The sequence below is a fragment of the Spiribacter aquaticus genome, assembly GCF_007625215.1.
Lineage (GTDB): Bacteria > Pseudomonadota > Gammaproteobacteria > Nitrococcales > Nitrococcaceae > Spiribacter > Spiribacter roseus.
Window position 1 is genome coordinate 532,334 of the sequence record NZ_VMKP01000001.1, and the last position, 25,189, is coordinate 557,522.

Consider the following 25,189-nt stretch of genomic DNA (forward strand, 5'->3'; position numbering starts at 1 on the left):
GACAAGTCTGTGGAGGAACCCGGGGATGAATGCCGGACAGGCCCGCGTGATGCGGCTTTTCTCAGACTGGCGAATTCTTGACCAGTTTTAAATAAGCTTTAAAAACAGGTACTTACGGTTTATCCGGCGGTATCAGGGAGTTAGCGGCGTCGTGACCGTCCGGCGCCGCGCTGGATGTGCACAACCGCCGCTGTCAAGCCCTATTTCATCAGCCCGGCGACGTGCGCGGCCGCGCCCCGGGCAAGGGCATCGAGGTCGTAGCCGCCTTCGAGCACCGAGCAGATATGCCCCCCGCAGCAGTAGTTGGCCACGGCCACCAGCTCGTCGGTGATCCAGGCAAAGTCCTCCGTGGTCAGCGCCATGCCGGCCAGCGGGTCCTCGACGGCGGCATCAAATCCCGCCGAGATGATCATCAGCTCGGGGTCAAAGTCGATCAGCGCTGAAATCGCCTCGCGGTGGAACTGCTCGCGGTAGTCCGCCGAGCCGGTGCCCTCGGGCATGGGGATATTCAGGATATGCCCGGGGCGGTTTTCCTTGCGGCTGCCGGTGCCGGGGAACAGCGGATACTGATGTGTGGACAGGTAGAACAGCCCCTCGCGCTCGGCCACCACCGCCTGGGTTCCGTTGCCGTGGTGGACATCGAAATCGACGATGGCGACGCGCTGGACACCGTGTACCGCCTGCGCGTGGAGGGCGGCGATGGCGGCATTGCTGAACAGGCAGAACCCCATGGACTCACCGGTCTCGGCATGATGCCCGGGCGGGCGCACGGCACAGAACACCCGCCGCGCCTCGCCGGTCTGGATGGCGTCCACCGCCTGGGTCGCCGCACCGGCGGCGCGCAGTGCGGCCTCTCCCGAACCGGCCGACAGGGTGGTATCGGCGTTGAGCTGCGTCCGCCCGGTGGCCGGCACGGCCGCCATCACCTCATCAATATACCCGGGGCTATGGGCGCGCTCGAGCACCGCCCGCGACGCCGACTGCGCGGTATGGCGCTGCAGGTCGGCAAACGCCGGGGTGTCGAGGGCGGCGAGGATGGCCTCAAGCCGCTCGATGCGCTCGGGGTGAGCACTGCCGGTGTCATGCTGCAGGCAGGCCTCGTGGGTGATCAGCCAGGTCGACACAAGCCTATTCCCCCGGGTGGAAGGTCTGCCGAAAGGCCACGGAGTACACCTCGCCACCGGCATGGGGGTTGACGTCGATTTCGAAGATACGCGCATCGCCGGGCTCGATGGGGAACGTCCCGACATAGGAGACCCAGCCGTCCTCGCGGACCCGCTCGGCGGGGATTTCGGTGAGCTCGTCATTGTCATCGCGGGCGACGATGTCGACGGCGCCGGACACGGCCTCGCCATTGCGCAGGATCGTCACCATCACCATGCCGCGGGTGCGGCTGCGCACCAGTCCGTATTCGCGGGCCACGTCGGCATTGAGCATGCCGGTGGGGATGGCGCTGTAGTGGATCTCATAGTCACCGAAGCGCTCCGACTGCTGGGCCGATGCCAGCAGGGGAAGGGCGACCAGCAGGGCGGCCGCCCAGCGGGCCAGCCGATGTCCGGGATGCTTCATGTCATTCTCCTTTACGCCCGACAGATCCGGTACAGCGCCACTTCTCCGAACAGGTTGGGCATCCAGCGCGCCAGTCGCGGACTCTTGTAGTCATGAGATAACACGCGGCGCTCAATAATGTGAATACTCAGCTGCTCGCAGAGTGCTTCAAAATCATCGATGGTGCAGAAATGGATGTTGGGCGTCTCGTACCAGGCATAGGACAGGGCATGACTCATCGGCATGCGGCCCTTGACCGCCAGGTGCCAGCGCAGCCGGTAATAGGCGAAGTTGGGGAAGGTCACGATGCCGGTGCGCCCCACCCGCAGCATTTCCCAGAGCAGCTGGTCGGGCCGCTGCACGGCCTGCAGTGTCTGGGTGAGGATGACCTGATCGAAGGCATTGGTGTCAAAATCGGACAGGCCCTCGTCGATATCGCTCTCGATGACGTTGATGCCGTTGGCAAGGCTCCGGGTGATGCCGTCGGGATCGATCTCCAGCCCATAGCCGGTGGCCTGGCGGCGATCGAACAGATAGCGCAGCAGCCGGCCATCGCCGCAGCCCAGGTCAAGTACCCGGTCACCGCGGCCCACCCAGTTGGCGACGATTTCGAGATCCGCACGCAGTGGGCTCATACCCCGACCTCCTCGGCGATGCGCTGCATATAGGTCGAGAAGACCTCGCGGTAGCGCGGCACCGGCATCAGAAAGGCGTCGTGGCCGTGGTTGGCGCGGATTTCGGCATAGCTCACGCGTTTGTCGGTATCCAGCAGCGCCCGGACGATTTCATGACTGGCGGCCGGCGGAAAGCGCCAGTCGCTGGTGAACGAGGCGACGAAAAACGGCGCCGTCACGCCGCTCAGTGCCACCGACAGATCACCATCGGTGGCGGCCGCGGGGTCAAAGTAGTCCAGCGCCCGGGTCATGAGCAGGTAGGTGTTGGCGTCAAACCGGTCGACGAATGACTCGCCCTGGTAGCGCAGGTAGCTTTCCACCTCGAATTCGACATCGTAGTTGTAGTGATAGCCGCTCCGCGTGTCGCGCCGCTCGCGCCCGAATTTTTCGCCCATGGCCGCCTCCGAGAGATAGGTGATGTGGCCGAGCATGCGCGCGAGCATCAGCCCGGTCCGCGGCCGATCGCCCGTGGCGGCGTAGCGGCCGTCCTGGAAATCCGGGTCGGAGCGGATCGCCTGACGGGCGACCTCGTTGAAGGCGATGTTCTGTGCCGACAGGCGGGGTGCGGCGGCGATGACCACCGCGTGGCGCAGGCGCTCCGGCTGATCGATGGCCCACTGCATGGCCTGCATGCCCCCCAGGCTGCCGCCGGCCACGGCCGCCCAGCGCGCCACCCCCAGGTGGTCGGCGAGGCGTGCCTGGCTGCGCACCCAGTCGCGCACGGTGACCAGCGGGAAGTCGGCGCCATAGAGCTCGCCGGTCTCAGGGTCGATCGAGGTGGGGCCGGTGGAACCGTGGCAGCCGCCCAGGTTGTTGCTGCAGACCACAAAGAAGCGGTTGGTGTCGAGCGGTTTTCCCGGGCCGATACAGGCCTCCCACCAGCCCGGCTTACGCTCGCCGGCGTGGTGATAGCCCGCGGCATGGTGGTTGCCGGACAGGGCGTGGCACACCAGGATGGCGTTGCTTGCGTCGGCATTGAGCGTGCCGTAGGTCTCGTAGGCCAGGGTATAGCCCGGCAGCACCCGGCCCGAGTCCAGCGCCAGGGGTTCATCGAAATGCACGGTCTGCGGGACGATCACCCCGACCGATGTCTCCTCGGCAGGCGCGGCCATGGCTACATCATCAGGCCGGGGGCGATGCGATCAAGCGGCGGCAGCACGAGCATCTTCACCACCTGCAGGGCAAGGATCGCCGCCAGCGGCGACAGATCAATCCCGCCCATGTCCGGCAGGATGGCCCGAAACGGGCGGATCACCGGCTCGGTCAGGCTCAGCAGCACCGTGGTGGCGGGGTTGTAGTCGGTCGGGCTGACCCACGAGAGGATCGCCCGCACCACGATGGCGATGAGATAGACATTCAGCAGCAGGCTGATCAGTTCCGCGGGCGTGCGCAGCAGCAGGTAGTCGATGCGTGGCGTGACGCCGGCGATGCTCATGAGCAGGCTGATCGCGATCATCTGCAGGATCACCATCAGCACGATGGCGGCGATGTCCACGCCGCCCCATGACGGGATCAGGCGGCGCAGGGGCTGCAGCGCCGGTTGGGTGACGCGCACTAGAAACTGCACCAGCGGATTATAGAAATCCGCCCGCGACCACTGCAGCAGAAACCGCAGCATGACCGCCATGATGTAGAGGCTGAACAGCGTGTCGACCAGAAACGCCAGCGGATTGGTGAGATAGCCCGGGCCCATGGCTACTGATCTCCCAGCTCTTGGCCCAGTTCCTCGGCGCGTCGGGCGGCGGCGTGCAGCGCGCGGTGGTAGGCCCCGGCCAGATCCCCGGCCTCGAGCTCGTCGATGGCCGCGGCGGTGGTGCCGCCCGGCGAGGTGACCCGGCGTTTGAGTTCATCCACATCCTCGGCGCTCTCAAGCGCCATGCGCGCGGCGCCCAGGGCGGTCTCGAGGGTCAGCAGGTGCGCCGTCCGCGCATCCAGCCCCAGCGACTCGCCGGCGGACTGCATCGCCTCCATGGTCGCGAAGAAATACGCCGGGCCGCTGCCGGAGATCGCCGTGACGGCGTTCATGTCGCGTTCGTCGTCGAGCCACACGATCAGCCCCACCGCGCGCAGGATGGTCTCGGCCAGATCCCGTTGCTCGTTGCTGACCGCCGCGTTGGCGAACAGTGCCGTCGCGCCGGTCTGCACCAGGGCCGGCGTGTTGGGCATGGCCCGCACCACCGGCCGGTCGCCGCCCAGCCAGCTGTCGATGTCGGCGCAGCGCACGCCGGCCGCCACCGAGATCACCAGGCTGCCCTGGGCCTGAATCTGCGGCGCCAGCTCGCGCACCACATCGGCGACGCGGTTGGGCTTGACCGCCAGTATGACCACGTCGGCGCCGCGCACGGCCGTGGCGTTTTCCTGAAACGCCTGCACCTCGAAGTCCGCGATCAGAGCCTCGCGGCGCTCGGCGTCCGGTTCGGCGACGCGCAGTCCGGCGGCCGGATGGCGATCGGCGATGAGCCCACCAATCAGGCTGCGTGCCATGTTGCCGCCACCGATGAAGGCAATGGTCTTTTCATTCAAGGCGTTTTCTCCGGTCGGGGTCCGAAAACGGCGGTGCCCAGGCGGACCATCGTGGCGCCCTCGGCCACCGCGGCCTCCAGATCGTTGGACATGCCCATGGACAGGGTATCGAGTCTCAGGCCCCCGTCGACAAGACCGGCCTGCAGCTCGCGCAGCCGCCGGAATGCGGCGCGCTGGGCGTCGAAGTCGGTCACCGCCTCGGGCAGGGTCATCAGCCCGCGCAGGGTCAGGTGGGGCAGTTCGGCAATGGCGTGGGCCAGCTCGTGCACCTGCTCCGGCCCGGCGCCGGATTTGCTGGCTTCGCCGCTGACATTGACCTGCAGACAGCACTGCAGCGGCGGACGGTCTGCGGGGCGCTGCTCGGACAGCCGCCGGGCGATCTTGAGCCGGTCGACGGTGTGCACCCAGTCAAAGCCCTCGGCAACCGCGCGGGTCTTATTGGACTGGATGGCACCGACGAAATGCCATTCGATGGGGGTGTCGGCCAGCGCCTCGCGCTTCTCCGCCCCCTCCTGCAGATAGTTCTCGCCAAACGCCTGCTGACCCTCGGCCAGTGCCGCCCGCAGGGCCTCGACGGGCTGGCGCTTGCTGACCGCCAGCAGCGCCACACTGCCGGGTTGACGGCCATAGCTGGCCTCGGCGGTGCGAATCCGCTGGCGGACCGCCGCCAGGCGGTGGGCGATGTCGTGAGCCGGGGTTGTCGTCATGACCGAATGATACGGCGGGAGGTGTGATGGCGTCGAATGCTGCAGGCCGCGGGCCGATCCCGGCGGTTGCCTAGCGACTCGGCAGCTCCACCCATTCGGCCTCGCCGACATTGGCGGCGGCACCCTGGCGGAACGGGTGCAGGCTCTGCCACGGACCGAAGGCGATGACACGCAGCCCATCGCGCTGGTTCGCCGGCGTGTCGCCCAGATAGCGGCTGGTCAGCTCGATGACGCTGCCCTCATGGACACCGGGGCGCTCCTCGTCGAGCGCCACCCGGGCCGGGACACCGGCCTGCTCCAGCGCCGTCAGCCCGGCGATGGCCACCTCGCTCAGCGCCGGCACGAAAAACCGCGACGGCACCAGCCGGCCCGGGATGCCGTGCCGGCCGCCGAGCAGGGCGAGCCGGGTCTGATCGGCATGCCGTTCGGCCAGCGCGATGGCCGGGCCCACCCCCAGGTTCTCGCCGATGATCAGCAGGGTGTCGTCGGCCCGGGGCTGCACGGCCTGGCCCTGCAGGGCCGACACCGACACGGTCAGCCCCGGTCGCAGCCCGTCGGGGAGGCAGGCGCCGGGCAGGATGCCGGCCACCCAACCCTCGCCGGTATCGGCGTCACGAATCGGCAGGCAGAGGCGCTGGCCATTGAGGTCAAGCCACAGCCACTGACCGGGTGCGGGGCGGCCGGCACGCCACTCGAGCCGGAGCAGCCACCAGTCATCGATGACCGGCGTGGCATCGATGAGCCGGCCCGGTGTCATGCCCGGTCGGCGGCGCGGATCAGGCGCCCGCCCACCAGCGTATGCGTGGCGCGGGCGCTGAACTCCCAGCCCAGAAACGGCGAATTGTGGCCGCGGCTGGCGAGCGTTTCGCGGGTGCAGAACCACGGGGCCACCGGGTCGACGACGACCAGGTCGGCAACACCGCCCAGGCCCAGGCGCCCTCCCTCGAGCCCCAGCAGGCGCGCCGGCTCAACGGTCACCGTCGCCAGGGCGCGGTGCAGGGGGAGGACTTCGTCTTCCACCAGCCGCAGCACCAGGGGCAGGAGGGTGTCGATGCCGCTGGCGCCCGGCTCGGTACTGGCGAAGGGGCCATCCTTGGCGTCGCCGTCGTGGGGCTGATGGTCGGAGCAGATGATGCGCACGACCCGATCCGCCACGGCCTGGCGCAGCGCCTGACGGTCGACGATGTCGCGCAGTGGCGGCTCCAGATGAAAACGGGAGTCGTACTCCATGGCGTCCTGATCGGTCAGGAACAGCTGATGGATCGCGACATCGGCGCTCAGCCGGCGCTGGCGGCCCTGTTCATCGGTCAGCAGGCGGGCGCCCTCGGCGCTGGACAGCCGGCCGACATGCACGCGGGCCCGGGTGGCGCCGGCCACCGCCAGCTGGCGCCCGAGACCGGCGGTTTCGGCGGCGGCCGGCACGCCGGGCAGGCCCAGCCGGGTGGCGGTCGGGCCTTCGTTGAGGCAGCCCGTGGCCAGGAACGGATCCACCGGCGTGAGCAGCGCCGGCAGCGAGAAGGTGCAGGCGTAGTCCAGGGCATTGCGCAGCACCCGCGAGTCCTGCACCGGCCGGCCGCCGTCGGAGACGGCCGGACAGCCGGCCGCGGCCAGCCCCGCCATGGCCGAGAGCTGTTCGCCGGCGAGCCCCAGGGTCAGGGCACCCAGCGGGACGACCCGGGCGCCGGCGGCCTGCTCGGCGCGGTGCGTGACCTGCTCGACCACCGCCGGGCTGTCCATGACCGGCGTCGTGTCCGGTGGCATGACCAGGGTGGTGATCCCGGCGGCGGCCGCGGCGCGGCTCTCGCTGGCGATGTCGGCCTTGCGCGTTAGGCCCGGTTCGCGCAGCCGGGCGCTCAGATCGATCAGCCCCGGCATCACCCACTGGCCCGCCGCGTCGATGGTCTGGTCGGGGGTGAAGTCGTCGACCGTGCCGCCGAGCTGGACGATGCGGCCATCGGCGACGGCCAGATCGCCCACCTCATCGAGTCCGCTCTCGGGATCGATCAGCCGCCCCTGGCGGATGAGTATGCGCGTCATGATGCCTCCCGCGGGGTGTCGGGCTGGACGCCCAGGACCATGGTCATGACCGCCATGCGGACCGCGATGCCGTTGGTGACCTGATCGAGGATCACCGAGCGCGGCCCGTCGGCCAGCGCCGAGTCGATCTCGACGCCCCGGTTGATGGGCCCGGGGTGCATGACGATCGCCTCGGGGTGCGCACCGCGCAGGCGCGACTCGGTGAGTCCGTAGTGGCGGAAGTACTCCGACTCGCCCGGCAGCAGCGCGCCCTGCATGCGCTCGCGCTGCAGGCGCAGGGCGATGACCACATCGGCATCCCGCAGACCGGCATTAAGGTCGTTGTAGACCTGCGCGCCCAGGCTGTCGATGTCGGCGGGCAGCAGGGTGTCGGGGGCGATGACTCGCACCTCGCCGGCGCCCAGCGCGTTGAAGGCATGGATCTGCGAGCGCGCCACCCGCGAATGGCGGATATCCCCGACGATGGCGATGCGCAGGGGCTCGAACGCGCCCTTGTGGCGGCGGATGGTGAAGGCATCGAGCATGGCCTGGGTTGGATGGGCGTGCCAGCCGTCGCCGGCATTCAGCACCGCGACGCCCGGGTCGACATGCCGGGCGAAATACTCCGCGGCGCCGCTCTGGTGGTGGCGTACCACGAACATGTCGGCCTGCATGGCCTGCAGGTTGCGCAGCATGTCGAGCAGGCTCTCGCCCTTGGTGGTCGTGGTGTCGACGGCGATGTTGAGTACATCGGCCGAGAGCCGTTTGGCGGCCAGCTCGAAGGTGGTGCGGGTGCGCGTGCTCGACTCAAAGAACAGATTGACCACGGTGCGGCCGCGCAGCAACGGAACGGTCTTCACCGATTTGCCCAGCACGCCGGCAAACGATTCGGCGGTGTCGAGGATGCGCCCGAGCAGGCGCGGATCGACGCCTTCAGTGGTCAGGAAATGCCGCAGGTTGCCCTGGGTGTCGATCTGCACGCTCATGGGCTCGCCTCCTCGATCACCAGATGCAGGGGGTCGGGACCGCGCAGCTTGACGCGCTGGCGCGGGGCCAGGTCGATGGGCGCGGCGGCGATGTCCGCCGCGATGGGCAGCTGACGGCCGGAGCGCTCCAGCAGCACCGCCAGGCGCACCGCGGCCGGGCGGCCATAGTCGAATATCTCGTTGAGGGCCGCGCGGATGGTGCGGCCGGTGTAGAGGATATCGTCGACCAGGATGATCACCCGGTCGTCAATATCCAGCGGCATGCGGCTTGGCTGGATATCGCCGGGCAGACCGGCGCGGCTCAGGTCGTCGCGGTAGAAGGCGATGTCGAGGGTGCCCGGGGCCGTGTCCAGTCCCAAGCGCTGCTGCAGGGCCCGGGCCAGCCAGGCACCGCCCTGATGGATGCCCACCAGGGTGCAGCGCTCGCGGCCCTCGGCATCGATGAGCGCGGCGACGCGGGTGGTCAGCTGCTCGAGCAGCGGTTCGATATCAGGCAGATCGGTGCTCACGGGAAATGCTCGCTTAACCAGGTCTCAAGGATGATACGCGCCGCCTCGGCATCGATCACCTCGGGGCGCTGGCCCCGGCCGCGCACGGCGTCCCGGGCGGCGTGACTGGACAGATGCTCGTCGATGCGATGGACGCTGCCGCCGCTGCGCCGGGCGAGCTCGCCGGCAAACCGCTCGGCAAGCCGAGTGCTGTGCGAGTCGCGGCCATCGGCATGTCGTGGAATGCCCACGATCAGGCCCTCCGGGCTCCAGTCGTCGATCAGCCCCTGAAGGCGTGACCAGTCGGGCGTCCCCTGACGGCAGGTGATCACCGCCAGCGCACGGGCATGCCCGGTGACGGTCTCGCCAACGGCGACGCCCAGGCGTTTTTCGCCCGCATCAAAGCCCAGATAGGTGCCGGTCGCGCTCATCGACCGCCAGTATCCGTCAGTCCCCGCCGAATGACCAGCTGCGGGTGATGACCAGCGTGTCCCGGTCCTCGAGGACGGCCTCGGGCACCGGGGGGTAGGGCGCGGCGGTCTCCACCAGGGATCGCGCGGCCCGGCGCAGCACCGGGTTATCGCTGCCGCCGATGATACGCGCCCCGCGCACCTCGCCGGCGGCGTTGAGGGTGATGGCCATCACCACCCGGCCACGGATACCGGCGTTGATCAGTTCGGCCGGATAGGCGCGGTTGCCGCGGCTTTCGGTGTGCACGATCCAGTCGCGCAGATACCGCGCCCGGGCGTCGTCATCCCGGGTGCCGTCGATGGCACGCGGCGCGGGATCGGCGGACGATCGGGCGGATTCGCTCGCGGGTCCGTCCCCGGCCACCAGCCGCAACATCGGCCGGTCGGCCGGGCTGGCGGGCTGCACGTTGAGTGCCAGAGGGCGCTCGGCGGTCCGCGTCGCAGGTGTCGGTGGCATGGGCCCGAGCGGGCCCATGATCACGATCAGGTGGATCACTGCCGAAATCAATATCGCCATGATCAGCCGATCGCGGACCCGGGCGGCATCCTCCATAATTGATCAGGATGCGGCGGGCAGCGCGCGCTCGATGGCCGCGAACAGCTCGCCGGCGATGCAGGTCTCCTGCTGGGCGTCGATCTCGCGCACGCAGGTGGGACTGGTGACGTTGATTTCGGTGAGATAGCCGCCAATCACATCCAGCCCGGCAAACAGGATCCCCTGCTCGATCAGCAGCGGTCGCACCTGATCGACGATCCAGCGCTCGCGATCGGTCAGGGGGCGGGCAACGCCGCGCCCGCCGGCGGCCAGGTTGCCGCGGCTCTCGCCGGCGGCGGGCAGGCGCGCCAGGGCATAATCCACGGGCTGGCCATCGATCACCAGGATGCGGCGGTCGCCGTCACTGATCTCCGGCAGGTAGCGCTGCGCCATGACGTAGCGCGTGCCCCGTTCGGAGAGCTGCTCGATGATGACGCTGGTATTCGGATCGCCGGCCTGCACCACGAAGATGGCCTCGCCGCCCATGCCATGCAGCGGCTTGAGCACTGCCTGCCCCTGGGCGTCGATGAATGCCCGCAGCGGGGCGGCCTTCATTTCGACAACGGTGGGCGTGCAGCACTGCGGGAACAGCGCGATGGCGAGCTTTTCCTGGACATTGCGCAGCCCGGCCGGCCGATTCACGACCTGGACGCCGGCGCGCTCGGCCACTTCGAGGATCTGCGTGGCGTAGACAAAGGCGCTGTCCACCGGCGGGTCCTTGCGCATGAGCAGGGCATCGAGCTCGTCGAGCGGGGCCTCGCGGCGCTCGCCCAAGCTGAACCAGTCGTGATTGTCATCGCGCACCGTCAGTTCGGCCCCGTCCCCGTAGGCAACCCCGTCGCGCAGGGCCAGGTCGGCCAGGGTGTAGTAATGGATTATCCAGCCGCGCCGCTGGGCTTCGAGCAGCATGGCAAGGGTGGTGTCCTTGTACGGGGTGATCCCCTCGATGGGATCCATGACAACGCCGAGGCGGTAGGGCATAGCGGGCACTCCTTTGGCAGGCGCGCAGTATAAGCCATCACCGCGAGTGCGTCGCCAGCGCCTTGCCAAGTTTCTTATCAACGGATAATTTGCACTCATTGATTGCAAAATGGAGTCTGTCATGGCCGCAATGACAATTCGTCATCTGGATGAAGCACTGAAGCGCCGCTTGCGCATTCAGGCGGCTGTGCATGGGCGTTCCATGGAGGATGAAGCCCGGGACATCCTGCGGGTTGCCCTGACCAGCGAAGATGCCGAGACGGGATCGCTCTATGAGGCAATCCGTCGTCGTATCGAACCGTTGGGTGGCGTGGAGCTGGATGTTCCGCAACGCGAGTCGATGCGCGAGCCGCCGGATCTATCTGAATGATTATCCTCGATACCAATGTGCTCTCGGAAGTGCTCAAGCCATCGCCCGCGAAGGCAGTGGTTGATTGGCTTGCCTGTCCGCCTCGATCGACATTTTTCACGACTTCCGTCGTCGAGGCCGAGCTGCGTTACGGCGTTGGCATTCTCGATGCAGGTGAGCGTCGGGACCAGCTGCAGGCAGCGCTGGATGGGATTTTTCTTGAAGACTTTCGCGCGCGTGTCATCCCGTTCGACCGTGAATGCGCAGAGGCATTTTCGCAGATTGCCGCGCACCGCCGTCGCATCGGCCGCCCCATCAGTCAGTTCGATGCCATGATCGCAGCGGCAGCCGCCTCGCGCGGTGCGCAGTTGGCAACCCGCAACACGGGGGATTTTGCAGACTGCGGTATCGAAGTGATCGATCCCTGGGTGGACGCTCCCATTTAAATGATCGCGCTGCGCGTCACGCCGGACGTGTCAGATACCGCCGCCACGATCCCAGCGCCGAAATATCCTCGGCCGATGCGGTGGCCCAGGCCTCGCAGATAAAGCCGGTCACCTCGCGGCCATCCTCCAGTGTGATGCGACCCAGGCCCAGCGGCGCCGGGATGGTGTCGAGGAAATCGCCGACGCGATGCCGTGGCAGGGTCCAGACCTCGACCTCCACGGCATGGCCGTCAGCGTCGACCCGCACCAGCCCGGGTCGCGCCGGCGGTCCGCCGGGCAGGGCATAGAGTCGGTACAGCGCGGCGGTGCGGGTGGTCTGCAGATGGCGCCCGCCGCGCTCGATCAGTGTTTCGTTCAGGGGTAGACCACTCATATGGGCCCCGCAGACGGCGATCGCCTGGCGATGCTCGCCATGGTCGGCGTCGAGGGCCTCCGCCGCGGGCGCGGTCTGGCGACCGGTGCCGAGTGGCAGCTGGCAGTGACGCTGCAGCCGCTCGGCCAGATCGATCAACGCCCGATCCATGAACGCCGGGGCCGATAAAGTCAGGCCAAACGGCAGGCCGTCGGGGGTAAACCCGCCGGGCGCGGCGACGGCGCTGAGGTCGAGCAGGTTCATGAAATTCGTGTAGTAGCCAAGCTGACTGTTGACGCCCACCGGATCGGCTTCCACCGCCTCCAGGGTCGGCAGGTGGCCGGCGGTCGGGGTGACCAGGCAGTCGATCCCGGCCCAGGCCGATTCGGTGGCCCGGCGCAGTTCGGCCAGCCGGTGCTGGGCAGTGAACAGGTCACAGGCCAGCGGCTCGGCGCCGGCACCGATGATCTGGCGGGTGACCGGCAGCAGGGCGTCGGGCTGGGACTCGATGAATCCACGGATGGCGCTGTAGCGCTCGGCCACCCAGGGGCCTTCGTAGAGCAGGCGAGCGGCTTCGAGAAAGGGCGTCAGATCGATCCGGCGGACCTCGCCCCCCAGGGCCTCGAGGGCCTCGATGCCGCGGTGGAACGCCGTCGCGGTCTGGTCGTCGCCGAAAAACTCCAGATCCTCATCACGGGGGACACCCAACGCAAAGCGCCCCGGCGGGATGGCCGCCCGCAGGGGCGCCGGGGGCTGCGGAGGACGGGACTGCGGGTCGAGGGGATCGAAGCCGTCCACCACCTCGAAGACCCGGCGCAGGTCGTCGCCGCACAGGCCAAAGATATTGACGCAGTCGAGACTGCGGCACGCCGGCACCACCCCGCGGGTGCTCAGCCGGCCGCGGGTCGGTTTGAGGCTCATGAGGTTGTTGAACGCCGCCGGTACCCGACCCGAGCCGGCGGTATCCGTGCCCAGGGCGAAGGCCACCTGACCCAGCGCCACCGCCACCGCCGAGCCGGCGCTCGAGCCGCCCGAGACGCGGTGGCGGTCAAAGGCATTGCGGCAGGCGCCGTAGGGTGACCGGCTGCCCACCAGGCCGGTGGCGAACTGATCGAGATTGGTCTTGCCCAGCGGGATCGCACCGGCGCGCATGAGCCGCTCGACCACCGCTGCATGGGCGTCGGGCCAGTAGCAATAGGCCGGGCAGCCGGCCGTGGTGGGCAGGCCGGCCACATCGATGTTGTCCTTGACCGCGAATGGCACGCCGTAGAGCGGCAGTGATGGGGACTGCTGCTCGAGCCAGTCGATCATGCCGCTCAGGGTGGCCGTGTCGATGACGCTGATCCAGGCATTGTGCGGATCAGCGCCGACGATGGCGTCCCGGCGTTCGAGCAGGTGATCGCGCACCGAATCCCCGGCGTCGCGATAGGCACTGAGACGGGCGGCGATGGTTTCCATCAGGTGGACTCCCGGCGGATGATGACAAGGGTCTGACCCGGCGCCACCGCGGTGCCGGGCTTGCACAGGACACGGCTGACCGTGCCCGGACAGGGCGCCGGCAGCGGGATTTCCATTTTCATGGACTCCACCACCAGCAGGGTCGCATCGGCCGCGACATGCTCGCCGACCCGGGCCTCAATGGCCCAGACACTGCCCTGGACGCCAGCCTCGACGGCGGATTCGTCGTCGGCCAGCTCGATGGCCTCGGCATCGACATCGGGGGTCGCCTGCACACTCGCGGCAAAATCGCCCTGGCCGCTGTCGATCCAGCGCTGGCGCTCGGCCTCGAAGGCGCCCTGCTGGTGACGTTTGAAGCGGTCGATGGACCCGGCGTTGGCAGCGACAAAGGCCTCGTGTTCGGCCAGCGAGAAGCGGGTCTCCTCGATGTCCAGACGCAGGCCACCCGCCGGGAAGGCGGCACGCATTTCCATGAGCTCGTCTTCCGAGACCTCGTAGAAGCGCACCTGATCAAAAAACCGCAGCAGCCAGGGCTGCTGGAACTCGGGCGTGGTGCGATAGCGATTCCAGATCTGCAATGTCCGGCCGACGAACTGATACCCGCCGGGGCCTTCCATGCCATAGATGCACATGTACGAGCCACCGATGCCCACGGCGTTCTCGGGCGTCCAGGTGCGGGCCGGGTTGTACTTGGTGGTGACCAGACGGTGCCGCGGATCCACCGGCGTGGCGAGCGGCGCGGACAGGTAGACATCCCCCAGGCCCATGACCAGGTAAGAGGCGTCAAAGACGATGCGTTTGACGTCCTCCCGGTGTTCGAGGCCGTTGATCCGGCGGATGAATTCGATGTTATCCGGGCACCAGGGGGCATCCTCGCGGACTGACTGCATGTACTTGCGGGTGGCCAGCCGGGTCTGGCTGTCGTCCCAGGCGAGCGGCAGATGGATGATCCGCGATGGCAGCGCGCTGTCGGCCATGGCCTCGATGTGGCGCTCGGCCTGCTCGAGGATTTCCATCAACCGCTCGGCGGGCAGCTGCCGGGGCTCGAAGTGGATCTGCAGGCTGCGCACGCCGGGAGTCATTTCGATGACGCCGGGGATGGGCCGCGCACTCAGCCAGTCCAGCAGCGCCTGGACGCGGAACCGCAGCCCCAGATCGAGCATCATCGGCCCGTATTCAACCAGCAGATAGCGATCGCCGGCGACCCGGTAGGTGACCTGCGGTGCATGCGGGCGGTCGGGGCGATGCAGGGCGACCGGATCGGGCGGCGCCAGTGCGGCGGTGGTCCGTGGCGCGGGCGGCTGCAGGGTGGTGATCATCGCGGTGCGCTCGGCCTCGGCCATGGCCGCTTCACTGCGATCCACCGCGCAGAAGCGGATGCGGTCGCCCGGGCGCAGCTGGCCGATCTTCCAGCGATCGGCCTCGATGATCGTGGCCGGACACACAAAGCCCCCGAGACTGGGGCCGTCCGGACCCAGAATGACAGGCATGTCGCCGGTAAAGTCGACCGTGCCGATGGCGTAGGCGTTGTCATGGATGTTGGAGGGGTGCAGTCCCGCTTCGCCGCCGTCTTCGCGGGCCCACGCCGGGGCCGGTCCGATGAGCCGCACGCCGGTACGGCTCGAGTTGTAGTGGATCGTCCAGTCGGTCCCGAAGAAGGTCTCGATGAACTCGCGGGTAAAGTAATCCGGCGCGCCGTGGGGGCCGGACATGGCGCGCAGTGTCCAGGGCTCATCGGCGCCGGGCATCAACGCCTCGGCCTGTAGCCCGGCCGGCAGCCGCCGCCCGCCGGGTGAGGGGCGGTCGGTGGCCGGTGCGACCGGGTGCAGGACATCGCCGGCCCGCAGGGCGCGGCCGCCGTGCCCGCCCAGCTGCCCCAGGGTAAAGGTGGCGCGACTGCCCATGTGCAGCGGCACATCGATGCCACCCTCGATGAGCAGATAGCTGCGGATGCCCACGCCGCGGGCACTGCCCACGGTCAGGGTGGCGCCGGCGGGCAGACGTACCACTTCGCCGGCCGGCAGCGGCTGGCCATCGCAGTCAAGGGAGACCGTGGCGCCGGTGACGACCACATGGGTGGCCTCGGCGAAGCGCAGGGTCGGCCCCTGGGCGGTGATCTCCAGCCCGGCGGCGCTGTCCGGGTTGCCCAGCAGCCGGTTGCCCAGCCGAAACGAGAGTTCGTCCATCGGGCCCGAGGGCGGGACACCGATGTCCCAGTAGCCGGTCCGTCCCGGCCAGTCCTGCACGGTGGTGAGCGTGCCGGCGCTTATCACGTCGATGCGCGGCTCGGCGGGCCGGAAGTCGGCGAGTCGGGTGGTGGTGGCGCGGCCCTCGATGAATACCGCGTCGGTCATGATCGCGCGCAGATAGGCGAGGTTGGTCATGAGCCCGTCGATGCGCGTTGCCGCCAGGCCCTCGCCCATCGCCCGGCGGGCGTCTTCGCGATCGCTCCCGTGGCTGATGATCTTGGCGAGCAGGGGGTCGTAGTAGGGGGTGACCTCGGTGCCCGCCTCCACCCAGGTGTCGACACGCATTGCCTCGGGCCAGATGACCTCGGTGATCAGACCGGTCGCCGGCTGAAAGTCCTTGCCCGGGTCTTCGGCGTAAACCCGCGCCTGAATGGCGTGACCGTTGGCGGGCCCGGGTCGCCGGGCGGCCAGGTCATCGAGTTCGCCGGCGGCCGCCTGCACCATCCACGCCACCAGATCCACGCCGGTGACCGCCTCAGTCACGCCATGCTCGACCTGCAGGCGGGTGTTCATCTCCAGAAAAAAGAACGCCCCGGTGTCGGCGTCGACAATGAATTCCACGGTCCCGGCCGAGCGGTAGGCCACGCTGCGACCCAGGCGCTCAGCGGCCTCCATCAGCGCGGCACGGGTATCGGCATCGATGCCCGGCGCGGGTGTTTCCTCGACGACTTTCTGGTTGCGGCGCTGCAGCGAGCAGTCGCGCTCGCCCAGGGCAATCACGGTGCCCGCGCCATCGCCGAAGATCTGCACCTCGATGTGGCGGGCGCGGCGGATGAAGCGCTCCACAAACAGGCCCGCGTTGGCGAAGTTGTTCTGTGACACGCGCTCCACCGAGGCATGGGCGGCGCGCAGGGCGGCCTCATCGTCGCAGATCGCCATGCCAATGCCGCCGCCGCCGGCGGTGCTCTTGACCATGACCGGATAGCCGATGGTGGCGGCCTCGCTGGCGGCCGCCTCGACATCGCTGATCAGGTCGCTGCCGGGGAGCAGGGGCACCTGATTGGCGGCGGCCAGCTCGCGGGCGGTGTGCTTGAGCCCGAAACGCCGGATCTGATCCGGGGTGGGGCCGATGAAGGCGATCCCCGCCTGCTCGCAGGCCTCGGCGAATTCGGCATTCTCCGAGAGAAAGCCGTAGCCGGGATGGATGGCGTCGACGCCCTGCTCGCGGGCGACGGCAAGGATGCGCCCGGCATCCAGGTACGAATCGCTGGCCCGCGCCCCGCCGATGGGGATGGCCTCATCGGCGTTGCGGACATGGGCCGAGGCCCGGTCGGCCTCGGAGTATACCGCCACGGCGGTGATCCCCAGCTGGTGCAGGGTGCGCTCAATGCGACAGGCAATCGCGCCGCGGTTGGCAATCAGTACTTTCGAGAACATGCTCAATCCCAGATGATCATCTCGAGCGGCGTCGGATTGAAGCCGCTGCAGGGGTTGTTGAGCTGCGGGCAGTTCGAGATCAGGGCGATCACGTCCATCTCGGCGCGCATCTCGACGTACTTGCCGGGCCCCGAGATCCCGTCCTGAAAGCTCAGGCCGCCCTCGCCGGTCAGCGGCACGTTCATGAAGAAATTGATGTTGCTGGGCACATCCCGCTTGGTCAGCCCATAGCCGCTCTCCTGGATGGCATGCAGGAAATTATCCCGGCACGAATGCATGGGCTTTTTCTCCAGCGCGTAGCGCATCTGGTTGGCCTCGGCCGAGCAGGCGCCGCCCAGGGTGTCGTGACGGCCGCAGGTGTCGGCGGTGATGGTCAGCATGACCTGTCCCTGATTGGAGTAGAGCTGCGTACCGGTGGTCAGATAGACATTGCCCTGGCGGGTGGTGGTGTCGACGGCGCTGTAGTGCTCGTGACGTGGGTCGCTCAGGCTGTAGAACAGGGTGTCGGCGGCCTCGTTGCCTTCCACATCGACAATGCGCAGATGCTGACCGCGACGGATTTCCGCCATCCACCAGTCACCGGCGGGGACGACGGTGCGCTGAAGCGCGGTGGTGGGATCAAGCTCGCTGGTTTTGAGGTTCATCGCAGGCACGGTCAGCCCTCCTGGCAGTTGGCGATCAGCGTGTTGGCGTAGGCCCGGGCGTTTTCGGGGCGGTGATGGATGCACGCATCGTCATCGCGCACCGGCGCGGAGCGGTAGATGGAGACGTCCACCGGCCCGGGCTGATAGATCGGCCCCGGTGCCATGGGGTGGGGCGCGGTGGTCAGCACCACCAGCGTATCGCTGTCAGCGCGCAGGTCGACGCTGGCCCCGGGGTGGCTGTGCTCGGCGGCATAATGCAGATCGCCGTCGTCGTTGACGCTGACTTTCTGGAAGAAATTGACCGGGCTGACCAGATCGCGCGGTCCCAGCCCCCACTTGGCCAGCTCGATAAGGAACAGTTCGCGGCCGTTGCGGTAGAAGTCGTTCCAGTGCTCCTGGAAGCGCGCCTCGCCAAAACGCCGCTGAATGGACTCGGCATCGCTGATACCGCCAATGGGGTCGTGCCAGCCCACGGTGTCCTCGACGATGGAGAGCATCGCCCGACCCATGTCCGAGAACAGCATGTTGCCCCGGCTGAGTCGGCTGACGTGCTGACCCTTCAGGGTGTCGGCCATGTTGTAGCGCTCGAGCGGGTTGGACGGGTTGTACGCCAGCAGCGCCGCATTCGCGGTGCCGTCGGTATCCACCAGGCGCAGCGTGAAGCCGCGGCGCACCACCATCGACCAGTAACGCCCGCCGGGGACGCGCTCGTGATGGACGATGCGCGATTCGGCGATCGGAGTCGCAGGCATCAGTCGTTCTCCTTACGGTTGGGGGAGGAAAGCTGCTCACGCAGCTCGGGTGCCAGCGCGGCGTCACGCGCCTCGCCGTGCTGCAGGGGCAGGTCGTAGGTAATGCTGGCGCCGAACGCCTCGGGGGCCTGCGGATCGTGGCGCACTTTGTCGAACACCAGCAGGCGTGTGCCCAGATCGAAGCCCTCCTTGAGGTCGTGGGTGACCATGAACACGGTGATGCCGCTGCGGGCCCACAGATCAAGGATGAGCGCGTGCATGTCCTTGCGGATGCCCGGATCGAGGGCGCCGAAGGGCTCGTCGAGCAGCAGGATGCGCGGGTTTTTCATCAGCGCCTGGGCAATGGCGAGGCGCTGCTGCATACCACCCGACAGTTCGCTGGCGTATTTATCGGCGGCGTCCGCGAGCCCCACGCGCCCCAGCATGTCCCGGGCCCGTGCCACGGCCTCCTGCCGGGCGCGGCCAAACAGCCGCCCCAGCGCCGGGGCCTTCTCCATCTCTTCGGCGATCAGCACATTGGCGATCGCCGTGAGGTGCGGGAACACCGAATACTTCTGAAACACCACGCCGCGGTCGGGACCGGGCTCGGCGGCCATGGGCGCACCATCCAGCAGCAACTGGCCGCGGCTGGGCGACTCGGCGCCAAGCAGCATGCGCAGGAACGTGCTCTTGCCGCAGCCCGAGGCGCCGACCACGGTCACGAACTCGCCGGTCTCAACCCGCAGGTGGATATCCTCCAGCACGACATCCTGACCGTAGGTTTTCCACAGGGCTCTGGCTTCGATCGTGCTCATGCCGACCGCCCCGCGACATACCAGGGAAACAGCCACGCCGTGAGCCGGCGCAGCGACCAGTCGAGCGAGAACGCCAGCAGCGTGATCCAGGCCACATAAGGGATGATGGTCTGCATGTCGAGGTAGCGCCGGACCAGAAAGATCCGATAGCCGAGCCCCTGTTCGGCGGCGATTGCCTCGGAGGCGATCAGAAACAGCCAGGCGGCGCCGAGGGCAAGCCGCGTGGCATCGAACAGGCGGGGTAGCGTCTGCGGGATGGTGACCCGCAGCAGTATCTGCCAGGTCGAGCCCCCCAGTGTCTGCGCCTTGACCAGCTGCTCGTCGGGGATTTCCTCCACCCGCTGCTGGATGTCACGCATCATGAACGGCAGGATCCCGAACACGATCAGCATGATCTTCGAGAGCTCCCCCACGCCGAACGCGATGAACAGGATCGGCAGGATGGTCAGTGGCGGGATCATCGCGAGCGCGGCGATGAACGGTGAGAGGGTGCGTCGCAGGTAAGGGATCAGACCGGTGGTGGTGCCGATGATGATCGCCGCCACCATGCTGATCGCCACCCCTGCCAGCAGTCGTTTGAGGCTGGCGGCGGTGTCCGCCCACAGCAGGATCTCGCCGGTACGCCGCGACGGCTCGGTGGCCAGCCGCGCGAACGAGTCGGCCATCGTCATCAGGGAGGGCAGTAGTTTGTCGTCCGGATTATCGGCCAGGCGGGCCATTGAGGCCGCCATATAGGCGACAACCACCAGCACGAACGGCAGTAGCATCAGCAGACCGCCCATGGCTCGGCCCGGACGTTGGTTGATCAGTCGCTTCATCGGTATGACCTGCGCGGGCGGAAAGCCCCGGGGGTGCCCATGACACCCCCGGACGGGGCGGGACGCGTTACAGGGCGTCCTCGGCAGCCATCTCCATGTACTCGCTGGTAAAGCGCAGCTTGACGTTGTCCTCCGAGCCCAGCACCGATCCGTCCGTGAACTCGATGCCGACGAAGTCGGGGCTGGTGGCGGTCGCACCCAGCAGACCCCGGTCGTAGGCGAACTGACGGACGTTGTCCATGGTTGCCTCGGGCTGGTCGCTGGTCACGAATTCCACCGCGTCGGCGGCGTCGTAGAACATCTGGGTGCTGGCCAGCTGTGCCTCGTAGCCCGCCAGGTCGGTGCCTGCGGCCTCGGCCATGCGGGTGCGGGCATCGACGCCGGTCTCATCGTCGCCGGACATCCGCGCCATGATCTCGTACCAGGCACCGGTCAGGGCCTTGCCCAGCTCGGGGTTGGCTTCGAGCACCTCGGTGTTGAGTGCCAGCGTGTCGATGATCTCGCCGGGGATATCCGAGGAGTCGAACACCACGTTGGCCTCTGGCATGGCCCGCAGTTCACTCAGCTGGGGGTTCCAGGTCACCGCGGCGGTGACGTCGGGCGTCGAGAAGGTACCGACGATGTCCGCATCCGAGGTGTTGACGACGGTGACGTCCCGCTCGCTCATGCCGACTGATTCGAGGGCACGGGCTAGCAGGTAGTGCGAGACCGACAGCTCGACCAGATTGACGCGCTGGCCCTCGATGTCGGTCAGCTCATCGGTGTCCTTGAGCACGACACCGTCGTTACCGTTCGAGAAGTCGCCGATGATTGGCAGGGTGGTGTCAACGCCGCTTGCCGCCGGGATGGCGAGGGCATCCATGTTGGTGATGGTGACGCCGTCAAACTCGCCGGCGGTGTAGAGGTTGATGGACTCGATGTAGTCGTTGATCTGGACGACGTCGATTTCGATGTCGTAGCGATTGGCCCACTTGTCGACAATGCCGGCGCTGTCGCCATAGCTCCAGGGCATCCAGCCCACGTAGATGCTCCAGGCAATGCGGAAGCTGTCCTTTTCCTGGGCGCTGGCGAGCCCGGGCAGGGCGAGCATGGCGGCAAGCAGGCCGGCGCCGGCAACGCGCCGGGCGGTGGAACGGGTGCGGTTTGGACGTTTCATGACCGTCTCCTATGAGGTTGGTCGGGATGTCACACGGGAGCCTCTCAACGAATCTCCCGGGCTTTTGTCCCGCCGTGTAACCCCTTCCGGAGAGGTCGGATGCTCTCGGACCAGACACCCGCAGAGCGGATCGGAACCCTAGCGTCCTATTGGTGACCTGATTGTAGCGGCTGATCGCCCGAGGCGAATCCGCCGAGGGTCCCGTGTACCCGATTATTGCCTTGCAATATCCATGCCAGTTTCCTGCCGCTGCCTTGCGGGCAGCTCGGGCACCGATGGAGCGTGTCGAGCGACGCGCCGGCGGTCGGTGGGTTTGCACTGCATTGGTTCAGCAACGGGTCGGTCAGCACCATGAAGGGGCGCTACCCCAGATCGCCGATGACCGTCTGGATGACCGCGAGCGCGGCGACCGGGGCGGTATCGCTGCGCAGTATGCGCGGGCCCAGGCGGATGCGGTGCCAGCCGAGGTCGGCGACGCGCTGGATTTCGTCCGGCGCCAGCCCGCCTTCGGGGCCGATCAGGGTCGCCAGCTCGGCGGTGGGTTCGAGGTCCTGCGCGGCGCGGTCACCCTCGGTGTCAAAGATAACGCCGGGCAGGCCGGCCACGGTGGCCAGGGCCTCGTCCAGCGCGCAGGGTTTTTCCACCGCTGGAATGCGATTGCGGCCGCACTGCTCGCAGGCCGCCACCACCACGGCCTGCCAGTGGCGCTGTTTTTTCGCCCAGCGCTCAGCGTCAAGCCGGACCACGCAGCGCGCGCTGATGACCGGGATGATGCGTGCCGCGCCCAGCTCGGCGGCCTTCTGCATGGAGTAATCCATGCGCTCGCCCTTGCTGATGCCCTGCAGGAGGGTGACGCCCACCGGTGCCTCGGCCTCGCGGGCCGAGAAGGCCTCGATCCGTGCCTGCGCCCGGCGCTTTTCCAGCACTTCGATGCGGGCGGTGTATTCGCCGCCGCTGCCATCAAAAAGCACAAGCCCGTCACCGCTTCGCAGTCGACGGGCCTGTATATGTCGGACCGCCGTGTCGGGGAGGTCGATGACCTCTCCGACCGGCGGGATGCCTGTCACATGCAGGCGGGTCGCGGGATCAGTAGCGATAGTGCTCGGGCTTGAACGGCCCATCGACGGTGACCCCGATGTACTGGGCCTGATCCTCGCGCAGCGTGCTCAGCTGAGCGCCGATCTTATCCAGATGCAGACGGGCGACTTCCTCGTCCAGGTCCTTCGGCAGGACGTAGACCTTTTTCTCGTAGCTGCCGTCGTTGTTGAACAGCGCCATCTGCGCGAGCACCTGGTTGGTGAAGCTCGCCGACATCACAAAGCTCGGATGCCCGGTGGCGCAGCCCAGGTTCATGAGGCGCCCTTCGGCCAGCAGGATGATCTTCTTGCCGTCGGGGAAGATCACGTGATCCACCTGCGGCTTGATGTTCTCCCACTCGTACTGGCGCAGGCCGGCCACATCGATTTCGTTGTCGAAATGGCCGATGTTGCAGACGATGGCCTCGTTTTTCATGACCTTCATGTGGTCATGGTTGATCACGTTGTAGTTGCCGGTGGCGCTACAGAAGATATCGGCCTTGTCGGCGGCCTCTTCCATGGTCACCACGCGATAGCCTTCCATGGCCGCCTGCAGGGCGCAGATCGGATCGATCTCGGTGACCCAGACACTGGCGCCCAGGGCCTTGAGGCTCTGCGCGCAGCCCTTGCCGACATCGCCGTAACCCGCCACGACCGCGATCTTGCCGGCGATCATGACGTCGGTGGCACGCTTGAGGCCGTCCACCAGCGACTCGCGGCAGCCATAGAGGTTGTCGAACTTGGTCTTGGTGACCGAGTCGTTGACGTTCATGGCCGGGAAGGGCAGCTCGCCGGTCTGCTGCATCTCGTAGAGGCGCTTGGCACCGGTGGTGGTCTCCTCGGTGACACCGCGGATGGCCGCCTGGGTGCGCGCATAGAAGCCGGGGTTGTCCTTCAGCCGCCGGCGGATCGCCGCGAACAGGGCGCGCTCCTCGTCACTGTCCGGGTGATCGAGCAGCGACGGGTCCTGTTCGGCCCGCGCCCCCAGCGTGACGGCCAGCGTGGCATCGCCACCGTCATCGAGGATCATGTTGGGCTCGGCATTGGGCCACTCGAGGATCCGATGGGTGAACTCCCAGTACTCCTCCAGCGACTCGCCCTTGTAGGCGAACACCGGGGTGCCGCTCTCGGCGATGGCGGCGGCGGCATGATCCTGGGTGGAGTAGATGTTGCAGCTTGCCCAGCGACACTCGGCACCGAGGGCCTCGAGGGTCTCGATGAGCACCGCGGTCTGGATGGTCATGTGGATGGATCCCGCCACACGGGCACCCTTGAGGGGCTGTTCGCCGGCATACTTCTCGCGCAGGGCGATCAGGCCGGGCATTTCGGTTTCGGCGATATCCATTTCCCGACGGCCGAAGGGGGCCAGTGACGGGTCCTTGATGATCGATCCGGAAAGCTTCGTCTCAACGACAGCGTTCATGGCTTGACTCCATGGGTTGCGGTTGAGCGCCGTTGGTATTGGACCGCTGGCATCGAGCCTCCCGCGCCGTCAGACGGTGCGGTGCAGCGCTCCTCGATGCCCGGGTCGTGAAATTGGTTGTTACAGCCCGGCCGCTTCCCGCAGGCCCTCGGCCCGGTCGGTCCGCTCCCAGGTGAATGTGTCCTCTTCGCGGCCGAAGTGGCCGAAGCTGGCGGTGGGCTGATAGATCGGCCGTACCAGATCAAGCATCCGCAGGATGCCATAGGGGCGTAGATCGAAGTGCGCCCGCACGAGTTCCACCAGCCGGTCTTCGGCAATCCGCCCGGTGCCGAAGGTGTCGATGAAAATCGACATCGGCTCGGCGACGCCAATGGCGTAGGCCACCTGGATCTCGCATTTCTCGGCCAGGCCGGCGGCGACGATGTTCTTGGCCACGTACCGGCAGGCGTAGGCCGCCGAGCGGTCCACCTTGGACGGGTCCTTGCCCGAAAAGGCACCGCCGCCGTGCCGGGCCATGCCGCCATAGGTGTCGACGATGATCTTGCGCCCGGTGAGGCCGCAGTCGCCGACCGGCCCGCCGATCACGAACTGGCCGGTGGGGTTGATGAAAAACCGCGTCCGGTCACTGATCCACTCCGCCGGGATCACCGGGCGGATGATCTCTTCCATGATCGCCTCGCGCAGGTCCGCCGCCGAGACCGTCTCATCGTGCTGGCTCGACAGCACGATAGTGTCCACCGCCACGGGCCGGCCCTGCTCATAGACAAAGCTCACCTGGGACTTGGCATCGGGCCGCAGCCACGGCAGCACGCCGTTACGGCGGATGTCGCTGTGGCGCTTGACCAACCGGTGGGCGTAGGTGATCGGGGCGGGCATGAGGACATCGGTCTCGCGGCAGGCATAGCCGAACATCATGCCCTGGTCGCCGGCGCCCTGTTCCTCGGGCGAGGCGCGGTCGACGCCCTGGTTGATGTCGGGGCTCTGCTTGCCGATGGCGTTGAGCACCGCGCAGGTGGCGCCATCGAACCCGACATCGGCGTTGTTGTAGCCGATTTCGGTGATGCGCTGGCGGACCAGATCCTCGAGATCGATCCAGGCCGACGTGGTGATCTCGCCGGCGACAATGACCATCCCGGTCTTGACCAGGGTCTCGCAGGCGACGCGCGCTGAGGGGTCATCCGCGAGGATGGCGTCGAGAATGGCGTCGGAGATCTGATCGGCGACCTTGTCGGGATGGCCTTCCGAGACCGATTCCGACGTGAAGAGGTACTGACTGCCCATGCTTGGCCGTTGGCTCCCTGTGACGATGACACGCGTATTAGCGCCAGAGTGTACCGTCGGTTGCCTGCGTGCGGGAAGTTCTGGAG

The 25,189-nt window shown here is 67.5% G+C and carries 26 protein-coding genes and 2 riboswitches; of the genes, 2 read left to right on the top strand and 24 right to left on the bottom strand.

The window, feature by feature from the left end:
* Positions 1-200: 200 nt before the first annotated feature.
* The 14 genes from FPL11_RS02660 to gshB form a co-directional block, all read right to left on the bottom strand.
* Positions 201-1,124: a histone deacetylase family protein gene (locus tag FPL11_RS02660; RefSeq protein WP_144347105.1), complete on the bottom strand. Its 924-nt coding sequence runs from the start codon at positions 1,122-1,124 to the stop codon at positions 201-203.
* A gap of 4 nt (positions 1,125-1,128) precedes the next feature.
* Positions 1,129-1,569 carry a DUF4426 domain-containing protein gene (locus tag FPL11_RS02665; protein WP_110882410.1) on the bottom strand — a complete coding sequence of 147 codons (441 nt, stop codon included), beginning with the start codon at positions 1,567-1,569 and terminating at the stop codon, positions 1,129-1,131.
* An 11-nt stretch (positions 1,570-1,580) separates the two neighbouring features.
* Complete coding sequence (metW, locus tag FPL11_RS02670) at positions 1,581-2,183, bottom strand: methionine biosynthesis protein MetW (protein WP_144347106.1); 603 nt, start codon at positions 2,181-2,183, stop codon at positions 1,581-1,583.
* A complete protein-coding gene (metX, locus tag FPL11_RS02675; protein WP_144347107.1) occupies positions 2,180-3,334 on the bottom strand; it encodes a homoserine O-succinyltransferase MetX in 1,155 nt (384 codons plus the stop codon). Before metX ends, metW begins: the two co-directional genes overlap by 4 nt.
* 2 nt (positions 3,335-3,336) lie before the next feature.
* Positions 3,337-3,915, bottom strand: coding sequence for a YggT family protein (locus FPL11_RS02680; protein WP_110882413.1), 579 nt, complete (start codon positions 3,913-3,915; stop codon positions 3,337-3,339).
* 2 nt (positions 3,916-3,917) lie between these two features.
* Positions 3,918-4,745 carry a pyrroline-5-carboxylate reductase gene (proC, locus tag FPL11_RS02685; RefSeq protein WP_144347108.1) on the bottom strand — a complete coding sequence of 276 codons (828 nt, stop codon included), beginning with the start codon at positions 4,743-4,745 and terminating at the stop codon, positions 3,918-3,920.
* Positions 4,742-5,452: a YggS family pyridoxal phosphate-dependent enzyme gene (locus FPL11_RS02690; protein ID WP_200833620.1), complete on the bottom strand. Its 711-nt coding sequence runs from the start codon at positions 5,450-5,452 to the stop codon at positions 4,742-4,744. Before FPL11_RS02690 ends, proC begins: the two co-directional genes overlap by 4 nt.
* Before the next feature lie 70 nt (positions 5,453-5,522).
* Positions 5,523-6,209: a hypothetical protein gene (locus FPL11_RS02695; RefSeq protein ID WP_144347110.1), complete on the bottom strand. Its 687-nt coding sequence runs from the start codon at positions 6,207-6,209 to the stop codon at positions 5,523-5,525.
* A complete protein-coding gene (locus FPL11_RS02700) occupies positions 6,206-7,489 on the bottom strand; it encodes a dihydroorotase (RefSeq protein WP_144347111.1) in 1,284 nt (427 codons plus the stop codon). The genes FPL11_RS02695 and FPL11_RS02700 overlap by 4 nt, the downstream gene beginning before the upstream one ends.
* Complete coding sequence (locus FPL11_RS02705; protein ID WP_144347112.1) at positions 7,486-8,454, bottom strand: aspartate carbamoyltransferase catalytic subunit; 969 nt, start codon at positions 8,452-8,454, stop codon at positions 7,486-7,488. Before FPL11_RS02705 ends, FPL11_RS02700 begins: the two co-directional genes overlap by 4 nt.
* Positions 8,451-8,963, bottom strand: a complete 513-nt coding sequence (gene pyrR / locus FPL11_RS02710; protein WP_144347113.1) for a bifunctional pyr operon transcriptional regulator/uracil phosphoribosyltransferase PyrR — start codon at positions 8,961-8,963, stop codon at positions 8,451-8,453. The genes FPL11_RS02705 and pyrR overlap by 4 nt, the downstream gene beginning before the upstream one ends.
* Positions 8,960-9,373, bottom strand: a complete 414-nt coding sequence (gene ruvX / locus FPL11_RS02715; RefSeq protein WP_144347114.1) for a Holliday junction resolvase RuvX — start codon at positions 9,371-9,373, stop codon at positions 8,960-8,962. Before ruvX ends, pyrR begins: the two co-directional genes overlap by 4 nt.
* A 16-nt stretch (positions 9,374-9,389) precedes the next feature.
* A complete protein-coding gene (locus tag FPL11_RS02720; protein WP_144347115.1) occupies positions 9,390-9,965 on the bottom strand; it encodes an energy transducer TonB in 576 nt (191 codons plus the stop codon).
* A 6-nt stretch (positions 9,966-9,971) separates the two neighbouring features.
* Positions 9,972-10,928 (bottom strand): glutathione synthase, encoded by a 957-nt coding sequence (gshB, locus tag FPL11_RS02725; RefSeq protein WP_144347116.1) that lies wholly within the window; start codon positions 10,926-10,928, stop codon positions 9,972-9,974.
* Between the two features lie 121 nt (positions 10,929-11,049).
* On the opposite strand from gshB, the gene FPL11_RS02730 reads away from it, so the two are divergent.
* Positions 11,050-11,298 carry a FitA-like ribbon-helix-helix domain-containing protein gene (locus tag FPL11_RS02730; protein ID WP_144347117.1) on the top strand — a complete coding sequence of 83 codons (249 nt, stop codon included), beginning with the start codon at positions 11,050-11,052 and terminating at the stop codon, positions 11,296-11,298.
* A complete protein-coding gene (locus FPL11_RS02735; RefSeq protein WP_144347118.1) occupies positions 11,295-11,723 on the top strand; it encodes a type II toxin-antitoxin system VapC family toxin in 429 nt (142 codons plus the stop codon). Before FPL11_RS02730 ends, FPL11_RS02735 begins: the two co-directional genes overlap by 4 nt.
* Before the next feature lie 16 nt (positions 11,724-11,739).
* On the opposite strand, the gene atzF is transcribed toward FPL11_RS02735, so the two are convergent.
* The 10 genes from atzF to metK all read right to left on the bottom strand — a co-directional run bounded on the left by atzF (position 11,740) and on the right by metK (position 25,103).
* Positions 11,740-13,533 carry an allophanate hydrolase gene (atzF, locus tag FPL11_RS02740; protein WP_144347119.1) on the bottom strand — a complete coding sequence of 598 codons (1,794 nt, stop codon included), beginning with the start codon at positions 13,531-13,533 and terminating at the stop codon, positions 11,740-11,742.
* A complete protein-coding gene (gene uca, locus FPL11_RS02745) occupies positions 13,533-17,159 on the bottom strand; it encodes an urea carboxylase (RefSeq protein WP_144347120.1) in 3,627 nt (1,208 codons plus the stop codon). The genes atzF and uca overlap by 1 nt, the downstream gene beginning before the upstream one ends.
* Before the next feature lie 2 nt (positions 17,160-17,161).
* The gene (locus tag FPL11_RS02750) at positions 17,162-17,803 is read right to left on the bottom strand and encodes an urea amidolyase associated protein UAAP2 (protein ID WP_110882426.1); all 642 of its coding nucleotides are present in this window, start codon (positions 17,801-17,803) and stop codon (positions 17,162-17,164) included.
* An 11-nt stretch (positions 17,804-17,814) separates the two neighbouring features.
* On the bottom strand, positions 17,815-18,555 hold the full coding sequence (locus FPL11_RS02755; RefSeq protein ID WP_144347121.1) for an urea amidolyase associated protein UAAP1: 741 nt from the start codon (positions 18,553-18,555) through the stop codon (positions 17,815-17,817).
* Positions 18,555-19,349 (bottom strand): ABC transporter ATP-binding protein, encoded by a 795-nt coding sequence (locus tag FPL11_RS02760; protein WP_144347122.1) that lies wholly within the window; start codon positions 19,347-19,349, stop codon positions 18,555-18,557. Before FPL11_RS02760 ends, FPL11_RS02755 begins: the two co-directional genes overlap by 1 nt.
* Positions 19,346-20,167, bottom strand: coding sequence for an ABC transporter permease (locus FPL11_RS02765; protein ID WP_110882429.1), 822 nt, complete (start codon positions 20,165-20,167; stop codon positions 19,346-19,348). Before FPL11_RS02765 ends, FPL11_RS02760 begins: the two co-directional genes overlap by 4 nt.
* Before the next feature lie 67 nt (positions 20,168-20,234).
* Positions 20,235-21,323 carry a putative urea ABC transporter substrate-binding protein gene (locus FPL11_RS02770; RefSeq protein ID WP_144347123.1) on the bottom strand — a complete coding sequence of 363 codons (1,089 nt, stop codon included), beginning with the start codon at positions 21,321-21,323 and terminating at the stop codon, positions 20,235-20,237.
* Positions 21,324-21,374: 51 nt separating this feature from the next.
* A riboswitch (guanidine-I (ykkC/yxkD leader) is annotated at positions 21,375-21,476 on the bottom strand.
* A gap of 209 nt (positions 21,477-21,685) precedes the next feature.
* Positions 21,686-22,444 (bottom strand): 16S rRNA (uracil(1498)-N(3))-methyltransferase, encoded by a 759-nt coding sequence (locus FPL11_RS02775; protein WP_144347124.1) that lies wholly within the window; start codon positions 22,442-22,444, stop codon positions 21,686-21,688.
* Positions 22,410-23,822 carry an adenosylhomocysteinase gene (gene ahcY / locus FPL11_RS02780; protein ID WP_144347125.1) on the bottom strand — a complete coding sequence of 471 codons (1,413 nt, stop codon included), beginning with the start codon at positions 23,820-23,822 and terminating at the stop codon, positions 22,410-22,412. The genes FPL11_RS02775 and ahcY overlap by 35 nt, the downstream gene beginning before the upstream one ends.
* A 17-nt stretch (positions 23,823-23,839) precedes the next feature.
* Positions 23,840-23,923, bottom strand: a riboswitch (S-adenosyl-L-homocysteine riboswitch).
* Between the two features lie 19 nt (positions 23,924-23,942).
* Positions 23,943-25,103, bottom strand: a complete 1,161-nt coding sequence (metK, locus tag FPL11_RS02785) for a methionine adenosyltransferase (RefSeq protein ID WP_110882433.1) — start codon at positions 25,101-25,103, stop codon at positions 23,943-23,945.
* Between the last annotated feature and the right edge of the window lie 86 nt (positions 25,104-25,189).

Bases quoted from the DNA above. Each gene is read 5' to 3' on its own strand.
- metK (WP_110882433.1), bottom strand. From the start codon at position 25,103: ATGGGCAGTCAGTACCTCTTCACGTCGGAATCGGTCTCGGAAGGCCAT.
- FPL11_RS02695 (WP_144347110.1), bottom strand. From the start codon at position 6,209: ATGACACCGGGCCGGCTCATCGATGCCACGCCGGTCATCGATGACTGG.
- FPL11_RS02750 (WP_110882426.1), bottom strand. From the start codon at position 17,803: ATGAACCTCAAAACCAGCGAGCTTGATCCCACCACCGCGCTTCAGCGC.
- FPL11_RS02700 (WP_144347111.1), bottom strand. From the start codon at position 7,489: ATGACGCGCATACTCATCCGCCAGGGGCGGCTGATCGATCCCGAGAGC.
- FPL11_RS02775 (WP_144347124.1), bottom strand. From the start codon at position 22,444: ATGGGCCGTTCAAGCCCGAGCACTATCGCTACTGATCCCGCGACCCGC.
- metX (WP_144347107.1), bottom strand. From the start codon at position 3,334: ATGGCCGCGCCTGCCGAGGAGACATCGGTCGGGGTGATCGTCCCGCAG.
- FPL11_RS02760 (WP_144347122.1), bottom strand. From the start codon at position 19,349: ATGAGCACGATCGAAGCCAGAGCCCTGTGGAAAACCTACGGTCAGGAT.
- metW (WP_144347106.1), bottom strand. From the start codon at position 2,183: ATGAGCCCACTGCGTGCGGATCTCGAAATCGTCGCCAACTGGGTGGGC.
- uca (WP_144347120.1), bottom strand. From the start codon at position 17,159: ATGTTCTCGAAAGTACTGATTGCCAACCGCGGCGCGATTGCCTGTCGC.
- FPL11_RS02765 (WP_110882429.1), bottom strand. From the start codon at position 20,167: ATGAAGCGACTGATCAACCAACGTCCGGGCCGAGCCATGGGCGGTCTG.
- gshB (WP_144347116.1), bottom strand. From the start codon at position 10,928: ATGCCCTACCGCCTCGGCGTTGTCATGGATCCCATCGAGGGGATCACC.
- FPL11_RS02690 (WP_200833620.1), bottom strand. From the start codon at position 5,452: ATGACGACAACCCCGGCTCACGACATCGCCCACCGCCTGGCGGCGGTC.
- FPL11_RS02720 (WP_144347115.1), bottom strand. From the start codon at position 9,965: ATGGAGGATGCCGCCCGGGTCCGCGATCGGCTGATCATGGCGATATTG.
- FPL11_RS02665 (WP_110882410.1), bottom strand. From the start codon at position 1,569: ATGAAGCATCCCGGACATCGGCTGGCCCGCTGGGCGGCCGCCCTGCTG.
- ruvX (WP_144347114.1), bottom strand. From the start codon at position 9,373: ATGAGCGCGACCGGCACCTATCTGGGCTTTGATGCGGGCGAAAAACGC.
- FPL11_RS02735 (WP_144347118.1), top strand. From the start codon at position 11,295: ATGATTATCCTCGATACCAATGTGCTCTCGGAAGTGCTCAAGCCATCG.
- FPL11_RS02680 (WP_110882413.1), bottom strand. From the start codon at position 3,915: ATGGGCCCGGGCTATCTCACCAATCCGCTGGCGTTTCTGGTCGACACG.
- FPL11_RS02755 (WP_144347121.1), bottom strand. From the start codon at position 18,555: ATGCCTGCGACTCCGATCGCCGAATCGCGCATCGTCCATCACGAGCGC.
- FPL11_RS02730 (WP_144347117.1), top strand. From the start codon at position 11,050: ATGGCCGCAATGACAATTCGTCATCTGGATGAAGCACTGAAGCGCCGC.
- FPL11_RS02770 (WP_144347123.1), bottom strand. From the start codon at position 21,323: ATGAAACGTCCAAACCGCACCCGTTCCACCGCCCGGCGCGTTGCCGGC.
- FPL11_RS02705 (WP_144347112.1), bottom strand. From the start codon at position 8,454: ATGAGCGTGCAGATCGACACCCAGGGCAACCTGCGGCATTTCCTGACC.
- atzF (WP_144347119.1), bottom strand. From the start codon at position 13,533: ATGGAAACCATCGCCGCCCGTCTCAGTGCCTATCGCGACGCCGGGGAT.
- ahcY (WP_144347125.1), bottom strand. From the start codon at position 23,822: ATGAACGCTGTCGTTGAGACGAAGCTTTCCGGATCGATCATCAAGGAC.